Annotated in this window: 16 protein-coding genes; 8 read left to right on the top strand and 8 right to left on the bottom strand. The window is 70.4% G+C overall.

Annotated elements, in window-relative coordinates; genetic code table 11:
* Window positions 1-3: 3 nt before the first annotated feature.
* Genes ACWD26_RS40510 through ACWD26_RS40500 form a run of 3 tightly spaced genes read left to right on the top strand, consistent with a single transcriptional unit; the run spans window position 4 to window position 3,333 of the window.
* Complete coding sequence (locus ACWD26_RS40510; RefSeq protein WP_451278170.1) at window positions 4-1,197, top strand: toxic anion resistance protein; 1,194 nt, start codon at window positions 4-6, stop codon at window positions 1,195-1,197.
* Complete coding sequence (locus ACWD26_RS40505) at window positions 1,194-2,744, top strand: substrate-binding and vWA domain-containing protein (RefSeq protein ID WP_451278168.1); 1,551 nt, start codon at window positions 1,194-1,196, stop codon at window positions 2,742-2,744. The genes ACWD26_RS40510 and ACWD26_RS40505 overlap by 4 nt, the downstream gene beginning before the upstream one ends.
* A gap of 4 nt (window positions 2,745-2,748) precedes the next feature.
* Complete coding sequence (locus ACWD26_RS40500; RefSeq protein ID WP_451278217.1) at window positions 2,749-3,333, top strand: hypothetical protein; 585 nt, start codon at window positions 2,749-2,751, stop codon at window positions 3,331-3,333.
* Between the two features lie 80 nt (window positions 3,334-3,413).
* Here ACWD26_RS40500 and ACWD26_RS40495 read toward each other — a convergent pair whose 3' ends face one another.
* The 7 genes from ACWD26_RS40495 to ACWD26_RS40465 form a co-directional block, all read right to left on the bottom strand.
* Complete coding sequence (locus ACWD26_RS40495; protein WP_451278166.1) at window positions 3,414-4,574, bottom strand: hypothetical protein; 1,161 nt, start codon at window positions 4,572-4,574, stop codon at window positions 3,414-3,416.
* Window positions 4,575-4,935: 361 nt separating this feature from the next.
* A complete protein-coding gene (locus ACWD26_RS40490; protein WP_451278164.1) occupies window positions 4,936-5,724 on the bottom strand; it encodes a PP2C family serine/threonine-protein phosphatase in 789 nt (262 codons plus the stop codon).
* Window position 5,725: 1 nt separating this feature from the next.
* Entirely contained in the window at window positions 5,726-6,487 is a 762-nt protein-coding gene (locus tag ACWD26_RS40485) for a vWA domain-containing protein (RefSeq protein ID WP_451278162.1), read from the bottom strand.
* A 203-nt stretch (window positions 6,488-6,690) separates the two neighbouring features.
* Window positions 6,691-7,860, bottom strand: coding sequence for a hypothetical protein (locus ACWD26_RS40480; protein WP_451278161.1), 1,170 nt, complete (start codon window positions 7,858-7,860; stop codon window positions 6,691-6,693).
* 158 nt (window positions 7,861-8,018) lie between these two features.
* Window positions 8,019-8,627: a hypothetical protein gene (locus ACWD26_RS40475; protein WP_451278159.1), complete on the bottom strand. Its 609-nt coding sequence runs from the start codon at window positions 8,625-8,627 to the stop codon at window positions 8,019-8,021.
* Window positions 8,614-9,603, bottom strand: a complete 990-nt coding sequence (locus ACWD26_RS40470; protein WP_451278157.1) for a serine/threonine-protein kinase — start codon at window positions 9,601-9,603, stop codon at window positions 8,614-8,616. Before ACWD26_RS40470 ends, ACWD26_RS40475 begins: the two co-directional genes overlap by 14 nt.
* 390 nt (window positions 9,604-9,993) lie before the next feature.
* A complete protein-coding gene (locus ACWD26_RS40465; RefSeq protein WP_451278155.1) occupies window positions 9,994-11,820 on the bottom strand; it encodes a phosphoenolpyruvate carboxykinase (GTP) in 1,827 nt (608 codons plus the stop codon).
* A gap of 351 nt (window positions 11,821-12,171) precedes the next feature.
* Here ACWD26_RS40465 and trhA point away from each other — a divergent pair, with 351 nt between their 5' ends.
* From trhA to ACWD26_RS40445, 4 genes are all read left to right on the top strand, one after another.
* Complete coding sequence (gene trhA, locus ACWD26_RS40460) at window positions 12,172-12,930, top strand: PAQR family membrane homeostasis protein TrhA (RefSeq protein WP_451278153.1); 759 nt, start codon at window positions 12,172-12,174, stop codon at window positions 12,928-12,930.
* 175 nt (window positions 12,931-13,105) lie between these two features.
* Complete coding sequence (locus ACWD26_RS40455) at window positions 13,106-13,387, top strand: hypothetical protein (protein WP_451278151.1); 282 nt, start codon at window positions 13,106-13,108, stop codon at window positions 13,385-13,387.
* 205 nt (window positions 13,388-13,592) lie between these two features.
* Window positions 13,593-14,231: a TetR/AcrR family transcriptional regulator gene (locus tag ACWD26_RS40450; RefSeq protein WP_451278149.1), complete on the top strand. Its 639-nt coding sequence runs from the start codon at window positions 13,593-13,595 to the stop codon at window positions 14,229-14,231.
* A gap of 33 nt (window positions 14,232-14,264) precedes the next feature.
* Complete coding sequence (locus ACWD26_RS40445; RefSeq protein WP_451278148.1) at window positions 14,265-14,990, top strand: Mut7-C RNAse domain-containing protein; 726 nt, start codon at window positions 14,265-14,267, stop codon at window positions 14,988-14,990.
* Between the two features lie 58 nt (window positions 14,991-15,048).
* Here the strand turns inward: ACWD26_RS40445 and ACWD26_RS40440 are convergent, their stop codons facing one another.
* Window positions 15,049-15,513: a DUF6221 family protein gene (locus ACWD26_RS40440; protein WP_451278146.1), complete on the bottom strand. Its 465-nt coding sequence runs from the start codon at window positions 15,511-15,513 to the stop codon at window positions 15,049-15,051.
* 215 nt (window positions 15,514-15,728) lie between these two features.
* On the opposite strand from ACWD26_RS40440, the gene ACWD26_RS40435 reads away from it, so the two are divergent.
* On the top strand, window positions 15,729-15,959 hold the full coding sequence (locus tag ACWD26_RS40435; RefSeq protein WP_451278144.1) for a hypothetical protein: 231 nt from the start codon (window positions 15,729-15,731) through the stop codon (window positions 15,957-15,959).
* The last annotated feature ends 91 nt before the right edge of the window (window positions 15,960-16,050 follow it).

The following is a 16,050-nucleotide window of genomic DNA, read 5'->3' as shown; positions in this document are numbered from 1 at the left end:
GAGATGACCATCGAAGACAGCGGCAACGACAGCGGCTTCACCCTCACCCCGCCCGAGCCGGTCGCGGCCGTGCCCCGGGAGAAGGCCGGCGGGCTCGTGCCGGTCGAGGAGTCCGTGCGGACGGACATGGCCCGCAAGGCGGAGGAGTACGTGCGAGGGCTCGCCGCCCTCGACGCCCGCTCCCCGGAGTTCGCCGGGCGGGTCGGGGAGATCACCGCGCTCGGCGCGGGGGAGATGCGGACGGCCGCCGCGCAGTCCAACCGCATGCTGGAGCGGACCGTGCGCAGCCTGCCGGACAAGGGCGGTGACGCCCAGTCGCAGGTCGCCGGATCGCTCGTCGAACTGCGGCGCGTGGTCGAGGACCTGGACCCGCGTGATCTGGCGGCGGGCAAGGGCCGCAAGTTCCTGTCCCGGCTGCCCGGCGGCAACAGGCTGCGCGACCACGTCGCCAAGTACGCCTCCGCACAAGGGACCTTGAACAAGATCGTGGGGTCGTTGCGCGGCGGACAGGACGAACTGCGGCGTGACAACGCGGCGCTGCAGACCGAGCGCGTCCGCCTGTGGGAGACCATGGGCAAGCTGCAGGAGTACGTTGTCCTGACGGAGGCCCTGGACTCGGCCGTCGAGGCGCACATCCAGACGCACCTCGACGGAGTCGACCCGCAGCAGGGCGACACGCTCCGCGCCGACGTGCTCTTCCCCGTCCGGCAGAAGCACCAGGACCTGCTCACCCAGCTGGCCGTCTGCGCCCAGGGCTATCTGGCCATGGACGTCGTACGGCGCAACAACGAGGAGCTGATCAAGGGCGTCGACCGGGCCGCCACGACCACGGTCTCGGCGCTGCGCATCTCCGTGATGCTCGCCTCCGCCCTCGACAACCAGAAGAAGGTCGTCGACCAGGTCAACGCCCTTCGCGGCACCACGGAGGACCTGATCCGCGGCAACGCCGAGATGCTCGCCACCCAGAGCGGCGAGATCCAGCGCATCGCCGCCGACCCGGCCGTCGGCGCGGAGACACTCCGCTCGGCCTTCCAGCAGATCTACCGCACCCTCGACGCCATCGACACGTACAAGGCGCAGGCCACGGAGACCATGGCGGCGACCGTCGAGTCCCTGACGTCCGAACTCCAGCACGCGACGACGTACCTGGAGCGCAGCCGGTCGCAGGGGGCGCTGGAAGGGGGTGGGCTCGCATGAGAACACGTACGACCGCGGGGGTCCTCATGACCACCGTGGCCACGCTGCTGGCCACCGCCTGCACCTCGGCCGCCGAACCGCAGGCCGACCCGACCGAGTACGTCCCCGGTACCCTCCGCGTCCTCGCCTCCAGTGAACTCGCCGACATGAGGCCCGTGTTGGAGCGGGTCGAGAAGGACACCGGGATCAAGGTCCGGCCCACCTACATGGGCACGCTCGACGCGGTCGACCTGCTCGCGAAGGGCCGGGCGAAGGGCGCCTACGACGCGGTCTGGCTGTCCTCCAACGACTATCTGCGACTGCGCCCGGACGCCGCGCGGCAGGTGGTGTCGGAGACGCCGGTGATGTCCAGCCCGGTCGCGATCGGCGTGAAGAACGAGACCGTGCGGAAGCTGAGGTGGAAGCCGGAGAGCGTCACCTGGGCGGCGATCGAGGAGGCGGTGGGGGACGGGAAGCTGACCTACGGCATGACCGACCCGTCCCGCTCCAACTCCGGTTTCTCCACGCTCGTCTCGGTGGCGTCGGGGCTCTCCGACGCGCAGTCCGCGCTCACGGACGCGGATGTCGCGCGGGCGACGCCCCGGCTGAAGGAGTTCTTCGCGGGGCAGAAGCTGACGTCGGGGTCGTCGGGCTGGCTGGCGGCGGCGTACGACCGGCGCGGTGACGTCGACGCTCTGCTGAACTACGAGTCGGTGCTGAAGGGGAAGAAGGGCCTGACGGTGATCCGGCCGCGCGACGGGGTCGTCACCGCCGACTATCCGCTCTCCTCGCTCGCCTCCACGAGCAAGGGCGTCCGCGACGACGTACGCCGGCTCACGGACGCCCTGCGCACCCCGGACATCCAGCGGCTGATCACCGAGGAGACCCTGCGCCGCCCGGTGGTCGCCTCCGTCCCGCCCACGCCCGGCCTCGACACCACGCGCCGTCGTGAACTCCCCTTCCCCGGGACCCTATCCGTCGCGGACGGGCTCCTCGACGCGTACGAGAACGAGCTGCGCCGCCCGTCGCGGACCGTGTACGTCCTCGACACCTCGGGCTCGATGGAGGGCGAGCGTCTGGACCGGCTGAAGAGCGCCCTCACCGAGCTGACCGGCGACTTCCGGGACCGGGAGGAGGTCACGCTGATGCCGTTCGGGTCCGATGTGAAGAGCGTGCGGACGCATGTCGTACGGCCCGAGGATCCGCGGGCCGGGCTCGACGGCATCCGCGCGGACACCCGCGAACTGTCCGCCGCCGGCGACACCGCCATCTACACCTCGCTGCGCAAGGCGTACGAGCACCTCGGCACCGCCGACCGGGACACGTTCACCTCGATCGTGCTGATGACGGACGGCGAGAACACCGAGGGCGCGAGCCCCGCCGACTTCGACGCCTTCTACGGCCAACTGCCTCCCGCAGACCGGCAGATCCCCGTCTTCCCGATCCTCTTCGGCGACTCCGACAAGGACGAACTGGAGCACATCGCCGACCTGACCGGCGGCCGCCTCTTCGATGCCCGGCAGGGCTCGCTGGACGGCGCCTTCGAGGAGATCCGTGGCTACCAGTAGATTCATGACGTACGTCGAGTCCCGTAAGAACCTCACCGGCAGTGCGCTGGGGATCGTCGGACTCGGGCTGACCTTCGCGGGGGTCGCGGGCCCGTACTGGCCGGTCGTGGTCGCCGGTCTGTACGGCGCTGGCGCGCTGATCGCCCCGCCGGAGCGCCCGCCGCTGCCGGACTTCCCCGACCCTTCCGCCCAACTCGACGAGGTTCGCGCCGACTTCGGTACCCTCCGCGCATACCTCGCGGACGTCGACCTGCCGCCCGCCGCGGCCGGCCGTCTCACCGAGCTGACCGAACTCCTCACCGCCCTCCTCGACCCCGGCTGGGTCGCCGAGGTCCTCGCCCGCGACCCCGAGGGCATCCACGCCCTGTCCCGGGCCGTACGGCAGGACGTCCCCGAGGCCGTCGACACCTTCGTCCGCACCCGCTGGTGGACCCGTCTGACCCCGGGCACGGAACCGCCCGAGCGACACCTGGAGCGCCAACTTGGCGTTCTCCAGGAGGAGCTGGGTCGCCTGGCCGCCGCGCTGCGGGACACGGAAGCGCGGCGGCAGGAGTCCCACACGCGGTATCTGGAGGACCGGTCGGGCTGAGGGGGCGCGGGGAACCGCGCGAGAAGCCCCACTCACCCGCACCCGCCCGACTACGCGCCCACCCCGTCGGTCCGCGACTCTCATCCCACGCTGGTCAGAAACACGATCAGCAGCACCACCCCGAGCACCACGGCCAGCACCTTCAGCGCGGCGTACGGGGAAGGGGGCTGATCCGGCGGCGGTGGCGGGACCGGGACCGAGCTGGGCCGGGGGCCGTTGAACACGTCGTGGCCGGTGACCGCGGCCCGGGTGCACCAGGGGCACGTCGGCAGGTGGGAGCCGTAGGTGTGCAGCGGCCGTACCGTGCAGGCGCGCACCTCGCCGCGTTCCTTGTCCAGGGCGCGCAGCCAGGCCTCGGCAGGGGGCCGGGCGGTGGGCTCCTGGACGCCGGGTCCGAAGGCGGCCCTGGCGAGGGTGAGGAGTTCGGGTGGCAGGACGGACGGGTCGATGGTGCCGCGCGGGATGGTGACCCGTTCGGGGCGGACCACATAACTGCAGCTCGCGGCGATGTTGTCCTTGACGGTCGACTCGGAGGCGCTCTCGTGCGGGACCCCGCCGAAGGGGTGGTTGCCGGCGGTGAGCAGCTGGTAGACGAGGACGGCGAGGGCGAAGTCGTCGCTCTGCCGGGTGGCGGCGCCCCCGGTCTGGCGCTCCGGGGACGAGTAGTCGGTGGTGTGCATCAGGCACGGGAAGAGTTCGCCGGTGACCGGGTCGGTGAAGGCGATGGAGTCGCAGTCGAGGAAGGTGACGAAGCCGTTGCCGTCGACGACGACGTTGCTGCTGGAGAAGTCGCCGATGACGAGGTTGTCGTAGTGCATGCGGGCCGTCATGAAGGCGAGGTTCCAGGCGACGCCCAGCAGGAACCGCCAGTCGGCCCGGTCGGGGAAGAGCTTGAGGCGCTGGACACGGGTGAACAGGCCGACCAGCTGGACGTGTTGGGGTTCGCCGAAGCGGCGCATCGCGTAGCCGAGGAACTCGCCGTCGGCGCCCCGGGCGATCGCGGTGGGCCAGGCCAGCTCCGGTGGCTGGTTGGCGTCCGTCGGGCGGGCGGCCAGCGGGGACATGGTGAGCATCCGGGCGAGCCGCCGCTCCTGGTCCGGCCCCGGGGTGTCCCGGTAGATCTTGACGACGATCCCCGCGTCACCCTCCACGGGGAACACGGCCGCCTGCCCGCCCCCCTTCAGCGGCAACTCGGCCAGGGTGACCCGCCTACCGTCGAGAAAGACCGTGCGGCCGCTCATGGCCGTACCTCCGCGTGTTCGTCGAGCCGCCCGTCCTGGGGTTGCCGCGTTCCACCACCGGCCACGACCGGCGACAGCCGCTCCGGACCGGCCGTGGCCGCTGCCGGCCGGTGATGACGGGACGTGGCCGTCCTGACCGTCCACACCGGCCGTGACCGCCCCCGGCCGCCACCGGTCCTGCCCCGCCACCACCGGTACTCACCGGTCCCAACCCGCCACCACCGGCCTTCACCGGTCACAACCCGCCCCTCCAACCGGACCCACCAGCCATGCCCCGCCCATCCCGGCCGTCGCCGGCCCTGCTCCGCCACCACCGAGCACCACCGAGCACCACCGAGCACCACCGCGCTCCCCTCCCCGCTCATCGCCGGCCCGTACGCACCGCTCGTAGCAGGGTCTTGTCGTCGGCGTTGAGGGCGGTGAGGCGGTCGGAGCGGAGGAGGGCGGCCAGGTTGGTGTCCTGGGCGTCCTCGGGGGCCGCGTCGAGGGAGCGGAACACGGCGTCGGCGAAAGAGGTGTTCGGGGACTGGGCGCCACCGTTCGCCCGGTTGAGCATGGCCTGCGCGAGACCGTCCGTGGACAGCAGCACCCCGTCGACCCCGTCGTCCAGCACGCACTCGGTGTGCGTCCAGCGCGCCACGTCCGGCGAGGTCAGGAACACCGTCTCGTTGCTGTACTCGCTCGCCGCCGCGGCCTGCGGCAGCAGATGGAACTGCCGCTCCCCGTCCTCCGTCCCGGCCCGTACGACGACGAACCCGTCCCCCACGGTGAGGTGCCCGATCCAACCGGGCGCGAGCACCACCACCGTGAGCGTCGTCGCGAAGTCCTGCGCGTCGGCGCCGGTCCGGTCGAGGAACTCCTTGCTGACGTCGTGCAGGGCGTCCCGCAGCAGCTCGTGCACGGCCTCCCCCGGCCGCACCTCCACCGCCGCCCCGGCCCGCCGCGCGAAGTGCTCCGCCGCGAGCTGTACGGCGAGCCGCGCGCCCTCCTCCGACCGGGGCCTGCTGCCGGCCCCGTCGGCGACGGCGAGCACGGCGACGGAGGAGATGGTGGCGTAGGCGCAGGCGTCCTGGCAGGGCAGGCCCTGGCGCCGGTGCCGGTAGCCCTCGACGCTGAGCCCGTGGATCCGCCAGGGCGGGGCGGCGGTCACCTCACGCCTCCCAGGCCGGGCGTTGTGTCTTGAACTGGCTGAAGATCTTCTCGAACACCTCGTCCCCCGCCCCCTTCTGCTCGGCGTTGGCGCTGGCGGACATCATCTGGAGCAGCTCCCGGAACGGGAACCCCTGCAACCGGGCGTTGAACTTCGGCGCGAACGCCCGCAGCACCGACTCCCCCATGTCCGTGATCCCGCCGACCCCGATGGCGTACAGCCGGAACCGCCGGGCCCGCTGCTCCTCGGCGAGGACGGGGACCAACCGGTGCCAGGACTCGGTGAGATGGCCCGTCGGGTCGGTGGGCAGCCCGTCCGTGACGAGGCAGATCTGCGGCCGGTAGTACTGCAGCCCGGACGCCCGCAGCTCGCTCTTGCGGGCCGCGACGATGTGCATCGCCAGCTCCAGCGCCTCGGTCATCAGGGTGACCCCGGCGGCCGTGAGCTGCGGTGCCTGGAAGGCGTGCGCGGGTATGAAGGGGCTCGTCCGGGTGCGCGGGTCGAGGAGCTGGGGACCGCGCCAGGCGGCGACGCCCTGGCCGCCGAAGGTGACGACGGCGACCTCCACGCTGTAGCTGAGGCTCACGTCGTCGTGGAGTTCCCGGGTCCATTCGGCGAGCGCGTTGTTCAGCGTCTGGATCGGCTGACCCGCCATGGAACTGGACGTGTCGAGGCAGAGCACGAGCGGCATGCGCTGCGCGTTGTTCTCGAACTCGATGTCGGCGTACTCCGCCGGCAGGGTGGGCGGGTATTCGCTGTGCATCGTTCATCCCCCTGTGCTTCCGGTGCTGCTCGTGCCGGTCGACGCCGCAGGTGCCGATGGGCGCTGCCGATGTCGATGGGTGCTGGTGGTGCCGTCGGTGGCGGTTGACGCTGCTGGTGCCGTCGGTGACGGTTGGCGCTGCTGGTGCCGTCGGTGACGGTTGGCGCTGCTGATGGCGTCCGTGCTGGTTGGTGCCGTCGGTGCTACCTGGGCGTGCCCTTCGCGTGCCGTGCGGCGGTGGGCGGGAAGGCGTACAGGACGTCGGAGTCGCGTTCCCGCGCGTCGGCGACGTCGACGAGTCCGCCGGGTGCGGGCGGCGGCCGTCCCGGCTCGGCCCACACCGCCCGGCGCAGCACCCGGTCTACCTCGACGTAGCCCTGCGGGTGCAGTTCGGTGCGTACGACGGCGGTGCGAGCGTGCGCGGGACGGGCACCCACCTGGCGTCCGCGCCGCGGCGCGGGCGCGACCCGCAGCCGGGTGGTGCTCTCGTCCCCGCCGTCACCCCGGCCCCCGCCCCCGCTTCCGCCCCCGCCGCGCGCCGCGTGCGCCGGCGCCGCCCGCGCGGGACCACCGACGGCCCGCCCGGGCGAGGCCGCCCGGTGCCCCACCGCCACGGGGCCCCGGGACCGCCGGATCACGATCACGAAGGCGAGGAGCAGCAGGGCGAGGAGGAGACCCATCCAGAGGGCGGCCCAGGTGGAGCCGCTGTTCTCGGAGGCCCGACCGTCAGCTATGTCGGGCTGGTTGCCAACGCCCCGGCCCTTGCCCTCCTGACCCTGCTCGCCCCGGTTCTTGTCGCCCTGGCCACCGGAGGCGCCGGACGAGGCCGAGGAACCGGGGTTCCCGTCGCTGTCGGGGACGGTGAAACTGTTGTCGTCGGGATCGGCGGCGAAGGCGGCCAGCTCCGCGCCCTTGAGGGTGGCCGACCCCTGGCCGGGGCCGACCTTGGCGCACAGCTGGTTCGTGTCGTCGCAGAGGTCACTCTCTTTCAGGTCGGCCATCGTCCGCGCGTGCAGCCGCTCGACCTCGGCACTTGGGTGGATGAGCAGTCCCTCGGCGATGAGGAGCAGCGCCGTACCGCCCTGCCCCGTGCGGGCCCCCTTCGAGACCTGCACCACCACCGGGTGAGCATCCTCGCGCAGCCGTTTGATGACCTCGCGGTGCCGCTCACCGATCTCCTCGTACTCCAAGGGCCCCTTGAGGGTGATCACCAAGGGCCCCTCGGATATCCGGCCGGCCCAGCACTCCAGCCGCTCCGTGAACCCATCGTCCTGGCACGGGGCGCCGGCCGCGACCGACGCCTCCGCCGGCACCAGCGCGACCAACAACCCCACCAGCACACCGAGGAACCGCAACCGTCCGATCACCCCCATCGCACCAACCCCCGTGGCCTGAAAGGCACGCCCCCGCGGCCCCGAAAAAGCCCACCCAATAGTGGAGCAGGCAGCCGGGCGGCCGGAAGGGTTTGGTGAATTCCGTCAGGGGACTTACGGGGAGTTACGCCGATTTTCGATCAGTATGCTTTTCACTTCTACAACTTGAACACCTGATGGCAGCGACTGAACATCTGCCGCGCCCGCTCCACCCAGTCATTGGCCAGGACATCGAAATCCGTCTGGGTGATACGACATATCAGCGGAAGGTCGCAGACCCCGGCAAGACAGGGGCGCGGCCCGCGCGCATCCCAAACAGAAAGCATGGGGTTCAGTTGTTCGGTATTCCATGCGTTCGAAGCGGCGGCGGCAATGGCGAGTTGGTCGTGCCGCAGGAAATTCCCGTCCGTGGCGAAGGCGACGAGAAGTTTCCTGGTGGTCATGAATCTCACCGTGACCGTCCGCCCCGCCTCATGGAGATCGAATTGCAGGGAGACGGAGACGGTGTCATGGACCGTGTGGTAATTCCGCCGGGCGACCCAGTTCTGCACCAACTGCCGCCAGTGGGTGCCGAGGTCGTAGATCTCGGCGTTGCGCCCCGGATGCGAGTCCCGTCCGGAGAAGGAGTCGCGCTGGGAGAAGGAATCGCGGCCGGGGAAGGGGTCCCGCCCCGCGTACGAGTCGCGACCCGGGTAGGGGTCGCGGCCCGGGTGCGAGTCGCGGCCCGGATAGGAGTCGCGGTTCGGGTAGGAGTCAGGCGCCGTCACGGACCACCGCCCCGGCGACCATGGCGTCGGTCAGCCCCGCGTCGAGCAGCGCCTGAGCGTGCAGCAGCAGACAGGAGGGCACGGACTCGCTCGTCGTACGACGTCGATGGCGGTCCTTCAACTCCTCGTACCGCACCTCGATGGTCCGGGCCACCTGCGGCGGCGGCCACACCTCGGCCTGGACGGTCTCCTCCACCAACTCGGCCAGGATCTCGGCCAGTCGCGGCCGGTCCGCCGGCCGCTTGGCGAGGCAGCGGGCGATGAGCGGCCGCAGTCCCGCCGGTACGCCGTCGAGCCTGGGCTCGCCCCGTACGACCTCCACGCGCACGCCCTCCCCGCTGCCGTGCGGCGGTCGGCCGGTGAGCGCGTACACCAGGACCCCGCCCAGCGAGAACACGTCGCTCGACGGGCCGACCCGATCGCCGCGGATCTGCTCGGGCGACATGAACGGCGGGGTGCCGACGACGACGCCGACGCGGGTGAGGCCGGGCGCGCCGTCCACCCGGGAGATGCCGAAGTCGATGACGCGGGGGCCGTCCTGGGCGAGCAGGACGTTCGCCGGCTTGAGGTCGCGGTGGACGACGTGCGCGGCGTGGATGGCCTGCAACGCCTCGACGAGACCGGCGGCGAGGGGGCGGACCTGGGCCTCGGGGAGGGGGCCGTCGGCGCGCACCGCTTCCGCGAGGGAGGGACCGGGGACGTACAGGGTGGCCAGCCAGGGGAGTTCGGCCGTCGGGTCGGCGTCGACCACGGCGGCGGTGTAGGCGCCGCTGACCACGCGGGCGGCGGCGACCTCGCGGGCGAAGCGTTCGCGGAACTCGGGTTCGGCGGCGAGTTCGGGGCGGGCGACTTTGACGGCGACCTCGCGGCCGGCCGGGGAGCGGCCCAGGTAGACCCAGCCCATGCCGCCCGATCCCAGGCGGCCGACTATCTTGTACGGGCCGATCTTCATGGGGTCACTTACGGGTGTACGCACCCCGGTCACCTCATTTCGGGGTTCGGTGCGGATGCCCCGAGTGTCCCGCGAATTCCCTTCCCGGGCAGCCCTTTTCGCCCCCTCCGCCCCTACCCATCCCTCCCCCAGGGGCTGCGCCCCTTCGACCCCCAGCTGCGGGTTCGGTGCAGGCTGGTCGCGCAGTTCCCCGAGCCCCTGAAAAGCAGGGGCTGCGCCCCCTGCTTTTCGGTCCGCAGGGCCGTGTCTTTCAGGGGGCCGGGAACTGCGCGAGAAGCCCCACCGAACCCGCACCCGCCAACGAACCGCAAACTCCCGAGCTATCAGGCGCAACAAAAAGTCCGCGACCGGCCGAGGAGACGTCGCTGGTCAGGGCAACCCATATCGGCCGGTCGCGGAACTCACACGAGGGCCTCAGCCCAGACGGCTCACCAGCGCCCGGTACTCGTCCCACAGCTCCTTCGGCGTGTGATCCCCGAAGGTGTTGAGGTGTTCGGGAACGAGCGCGGCCTCCTCCCGCCACACCTCCTTGTCGACGGTCAGCAGGAAGTCCAGGTCGGACGAGGACAGGTCCAGCCCCTCCGTGTCCAGGGCATCGACCGTCGGCAGGATGCCGATCGGCGTCTCCACACCCTCCGCCCTGCCGTCCAGCCGGTCCACGATCCACTTCAAAACACGGCTGTTCTCACCGAACCCGGGCCAGACGAACTTGCCCTCGTCGTTCTTGCGGAACCAGTTGACGTAGTAGATCTTCGGCAGCTTGGCCGGGTCCTTGTCCTTGGCGACCTCGACCCAGTGGCCCATGTAGTCGCCCATGTTGTAGCCGCAGAAGGGCAGCATCGCGAAGGGGTCGCGGCGCAGTTCGCCGACCTTGCCCTCGGCCGCGGCGGTCTTCTCGGACGCCACGTTCGCGCCCAGGAACACCCCGTGGTTCCAGTCGAAGGACTCGGTCACCAGCGGCACGGCCGTGGCACGGCGGCCGCCGAAGAGGATCGCCGAGATCGGCACACCCTTGGGGTTCTCCCACTCGGGCGCGATGATCGGGCACTGCGCGGCGGGCACCGTGAAGCGGGCGTTCGGGTGGGCGGCCGGCGCCTCGGCGTCGGGCGTCCAGTCGTTGCCCTTCCAGTCGGTGAGGTGGGCCGGAGTCTCCTCCGTCATCCCCTCCCACCACACGTCGCCGTCGTCCGTCAGCGCCACGTTCGTGAAGACCGAGTTGCCCCACAGCGTCTTCATCGCGTTGGCGTTGGTGTGCTCACCGGTGCCGGGCGCGACGCCGAAGAAACCGGCCTCGGGATTGATGGCGTAGAGCCGCCCGTCCTCGCCGAAGCGCATCCACGCGATGTCGTCGCCGATCGTCTCGACGGTCCAGCCGGAGATCGTCGGCTCCAGCATCGCGAGGTTGGTCTTGCCGCACGCCGACGGGAACGCGGCGGCGACGTACTTGGACTCGCCCTGCGGCGGGGTCAGCTTGAGGATCAGCATGTGCTCGGCGAGCCAGCCCTCGTCCCGCGCCATCACCGACGCGATGCGCAGGGCGTAGCACTTCTTGCCGAGCAGCGCGTTGCCGCCGTACCCGGAGCCGTACGACCAGATCTCGCGGCTCTCGGGGAAGTGGGAGATGTACTTGGTGCTGTTGCAGGGCCAGGGGACGTCCTCCTGGCCCTCCTCCAGCGGGGCGCCCAGGGTGTGGACGGCCTTCACGAAGAAGCCCTCGGAGCCCAGCTCGTCCAGCACCGGCTGTCCCATACGGGTCATCGTGCGCATGGAGACGGCGACGTACGCGGAGTCCGTGATCTCGACGCCGATGGCGGAGAGCGGCGAGCCGAGCGGGCCCATGCAGAACGGCACCACGTACATCGTGCGGCCTCGCATCGAGCCGCGGAACAGGCCCTTCTCGCCCTGGAAGATCTCCCGCATCTCGGCGGGGGCCTTCCAGTGGTTGGTCGGGCCCGCGTCCTCCTCCTTTTCCGAACAGATGAACGTACGGTCCTCGACCCGGGCGACATCGGTCGGGTCGGAGGCGGCGTAGTAGGAGTTCGGGCGCTTGATCGGGTCGAGCTTCCGGAAGGTGCCCTTCTCGACGAGCTCCCCGCACAGGCGCTCGTACTCGGCCTCGGATCCATCGCACCAGACCACGCTGTCCGGCTCGGTCAGTTCGGCTATCTCGTTCACCCACGCCACGAGTTCTCGGTGGGTGGTCGGAACGGCTGAAGGGGGAGCCGCGATGTCGCGCGCCACGATTGCTCCTAAATGAGGGATTTTTTGTGTTGGAGGCCCCGTGGGGGCTGCGACCCGGATGCTTCACGGTTGGACTCTGGGCGCTCATCCGGTGTCGACCGCACTCATTTGATCATCCGACGAGAGTGCCCATATGTCCAGAGGGCCGCACACGTGAGCGTCGTGACCATCGCCACTCACCCGTTTTCACCCGAGAGGTTTCCCTACGTCACTGCCGCTTCACCGCGGGTATCCAGATGTGCGCCCGGATATCCGCTCACGAGGGCTTCGCGTGAGACGATGGCCACTTCCGGGAACACGAACAGCCCGCATGGCCCCGTAAGTTACGGCTCCGTAGGTACGATGCAAGGCATGACAGCGTCCGTCCCCGATGCGCAGACGGAGACGTCGGCCGACAGCCGCGATCCCGACGCGCGATCCCTGCCGCATCAGATCGCCGACCAGATCACCGATGAGATCCACGAGATCACTGGCGAGATCAAGCCCAAGCTCCGGGGCTGGCTCCATCTCGGCATGTTCCCGGCCGTGCTCGTCGCCGGCCTGGTCCTGACCGCCCTCGCGGGCTCCACCCGCGGACGTATCGCCTGCGGGATCTTCACCCTCACGGCCTGCCTGCTGTTCGGCGTGAGCGCGCTGTACCACCGGGGCGACTGGAGCCCCCGCATGGACGGCATCCTGCGCAGACTGGACCACGCCAACATCTTCCTGATCATCGCCGGCACCTACACCCCGCTGACGATGCTGCTCCTGCCCGGCGCCAAGGGCCAGTGGCTCCTCTGGGGCATCTGGGCCGCCGCGCTCGCGGGCATCATCTTCCGGGTCTTCTGGGTCGGCGCCCCGCGCTGGCTCTACACCCCCTGCTACATCGCGATGGGCTGGGCGGCCGTCTTCTTCCTGCCCGACTTCATGCGCACCGGCGGCATCGCCGTCCTCGTCCTGGTGATCGTCGGCGGTGTCCTCTACAGCGCCGGCGGAGTCATCTACGGCCTCAAGCGCCCCGACCCGTCACCACGCTGGTTCGGCTTCCACGAGGTCTTCCACTCCCTGACCCTGGCGGCGTTCATCGCGCACTACGTGGGGATCTCCCTGGTGGCGTACCAGCACACGTAACCGCCCCCTCGCCCCTTCCTGGCCACGGCTTCCGAGCCGTGGCCATTTTCGTGCGCACGAACACCTGACGACAGGCCGACGGATTGACAGTGCCTCCATTTTGACTGTCACTCTCACTACATGACCGCTGTCACTCGACATACTCGCGGCGTCCGCCGTACTGATCACCGTCCTGGTGCTGCGCGAACGGCGGGCCGTATGCCCCGTGCTCGACATGGGCCTGCTGGCCCACCCCGGCTTCCACTTCAACGCCCGGGCCGCGACCCTCGCCATGTTCGCCCTCTCCGGCCTGGTGTGCGTCCTGCCGCCGTACGTGCGGGTGGCGCAGTCGGTGGCCGAACGCTTCGGCTCTCGTGCCCGCGATGTCCGGCGCCCTCGACAGCCTGCCCACCGACCGGGCCGGCTGGGGCATACCCCCACGCCCTCAAGTCAGTGGGGGGAGGCTCCGGGCTGCTGATGACATTGCGTCAGGTGGGCGGCGCGATCGGCATCGCCCTGCGTACGTCCACGGCATGGGCGTGGTCCTGCTGGTGTGCGCGGCGCGGCGCTGGTGACGGCGCTGCTGGCGGCGGCGTTCCTGCCGAGCGGGCCGACGGACGGGGGCGGCGCGACCACCAGCCCTGACCTGGCCGGCCCGAAGGCCGATGCCCGACAATGACCGCATGACGGCCGCACGCCCCCACGCCCCCACCACCCCCACGGACCGCCCCCGGCTCGGGCTCCGCGAACGGAAGAAGATCAAGACCCGCGAGGCGATCCGGGCCGCGACCTACGCGCTGGTCGAGGAACAGGGCTACGACGCCACGACGATCGAGCAGATCGCCGACCGGGCGGAGGTGTCACCGTCGACCGTCTTCCGCTACTTCCCGACCAAGGAGGACATCGTCCTCACCGACGAGTACGACCCGATCCTCCTGGAGGAACTCCGGGCCCGGCCGGCGGACGAACCATGGCCGGACACCATCCGGTACGTGATGCGGGAGGCCGTCCGCACGGGCATCGAGGAGGACATGGAGGTCGCGCGGCTGCGCACCCATCTGATGGTCCAGGTCCCGGCGGTGCGCTCGCGCATGATGGAGAGCATGTCGGTGACGGGCCGCATGCTCTGCACCGCCATCGGCGAGCGGACGGGCCGGGACCCGGAGAGCCTGGAGGTACGGGTCTGGGCGATGTCCCTGATCGGCGGCCTGATGGAGACGTCCCTGTACTGGGCCGAGAACAACCACCAGGACGACTTCGCCGAACTGGTCGACCGCGCCCTGACGACCATCCAGCACGGTCTCCCGACGGAAAACCCCTGAGCCCCTTCCCCTCCCCCATGCCATCCTGACCAGGTGAAACCACCCGAGATCCTGGTCGAAGTCGCCCCCGAACTGGCCCTGTTCGTCCCTCACGGCCGCCGCACGGGCGCGACGCTCCTCACCACCGACGGCGTCTCCACGCTCGGTCACGTCATCGAGTCCCTCGGCGTTCCGCTCACGGAGGTGGGCGCGCTGGTCGTCGACGGCCGAGAGGTACGGGTCTCACACGTCCCGGCGGACGGCGAGTCGGTAGCGGTTCGCCCGGTGGAACGCCCCCAGCGCGTCCCGGGCGCCCCACTCCGCTTCCTCCTCGACGTCCACCTCGGCACGCTCGCCCGGCGGTTGCGGCTGCTGGGGGTGGACGCGGCGTACGAGTCCACGGACATCGGCGACCCCGCGCTCGCCGCGCAGTCGGCCGCCGAGCAACGGGTGATGCTCAGCCGCGACCGGGGCTTGCTGCGGCGGCGTGAGCTGTGGGCCGGGGCGTACATCTACAGCGCCCAGCCGGACGAACAACTCCGGGACGTACTGGACCGCTTCGCCCCGGAGCTGCGGCCGTGGACCCGCTGCACCGCCTGCAACGGCCTGCTGAAGCCGGCGACGAAGGAGGAGGTCGCCGACCGGCTGGAGGGCGGGACGCAGCGGTCGTACGACGTGTTCGCGCAGTGCGGTGACTGCGGGCGGGCGTACTGGAAGGGCGCACACCACGAGCAGTTGGAGGCGATCGTGCGGGAGGCGATGAGGATGCGCACGGGTTGAACCGGGGGGCGGAGACGCTGAATCAAGAGCTCACCGCCCTCAGCTGGGGAAGCTGCTTTCACCATGGTTCCCCGCTGTTCTTCGCTCGCTCCGGTGCGCTTGGCGTGCGGTCGCCATGGCTCTCGGCGGCACGGTTCGGCTTGTACTGCCGAGGGAAGTCTGGATGGTCCTGGTAGGGGTGCGCGAGGTCGAGTAGGTCGTCGCATGGCCAGAGGTCACCGTCGAACTGGCAGTCGTCGCGGTCGTCCCAGGGACGCTCCGGGTCGCCTTCGGCCGGACTGAGCGTGTGGCGGCTCAGCACGCTTCGCTTGGCCTCGACTTCGCGCAACACGCGGGCGGGGTCGTGCAGGGCCACATGCTGCGCGATCGCGGGATGGAATCCGGGGAGGTCCATTTGGCAGAAGCCGACCGTGTCTCCGCGGGCGGTCCACTCACCGCAGCACCCGACCTCGTCACAGTGGCGGGCCAGCTCGGCGTCCTCGTCCAGACGCGCGTTCAGGAACACCACCAGGTCGTTGGTCATGACCTCATCCTCGACGATGGACCGTGCGCCGGCACCCGCTGTGCGACGTCTCTTCTCTGTCCGCGGCGACGGGCGGTGGCGGTCGCTGGTGGTCGCCGCGCTTGCCGTACTTCGTTGCCGCACCGCAAGATCGGACGATGTCCCGGTCAGTAGGCGTGCACACCGCCGACCCGTGCCCCCGGTGCCTGGTCGAAGCGGTTCGCCCGGGCAGCCCGATGACCGTTGCGGGACAGGACGTGGTCGGCTACCGCTGCGATCGCTGTGCCAACGCATGGACTCGGCCGGTTGAGGATGACCTCGACGTCTACGACGTCGTCAGGGTGGACCTCCCCGACGCCACGCTCTACGGCACGGTCTGGCAGGTGGAAGCCGACCGCGTCCAGGTGCGCGGTACGGGCGGTTACTGGCTGCTCTGGGTCGACCGCTGGAGAGCCATCGTCTACTAGCTTGATCTTTAACGTCCGGTGTCGAATGGTGTGCCGAACTTGATCACCTGGTCCGGTAACCGCCGTACACGGAAGCGGCCTTCGGCTGAAC

The sequence above is a fragment of the Streptomyces sp. NPDC002787 genome (assembly GCF_053592095.1).
The sequence above is the reverse complement of the archived record's forward strand: the minus strand, read 5'-3'. Positions and strand labels throughout refer to the sequence as shown.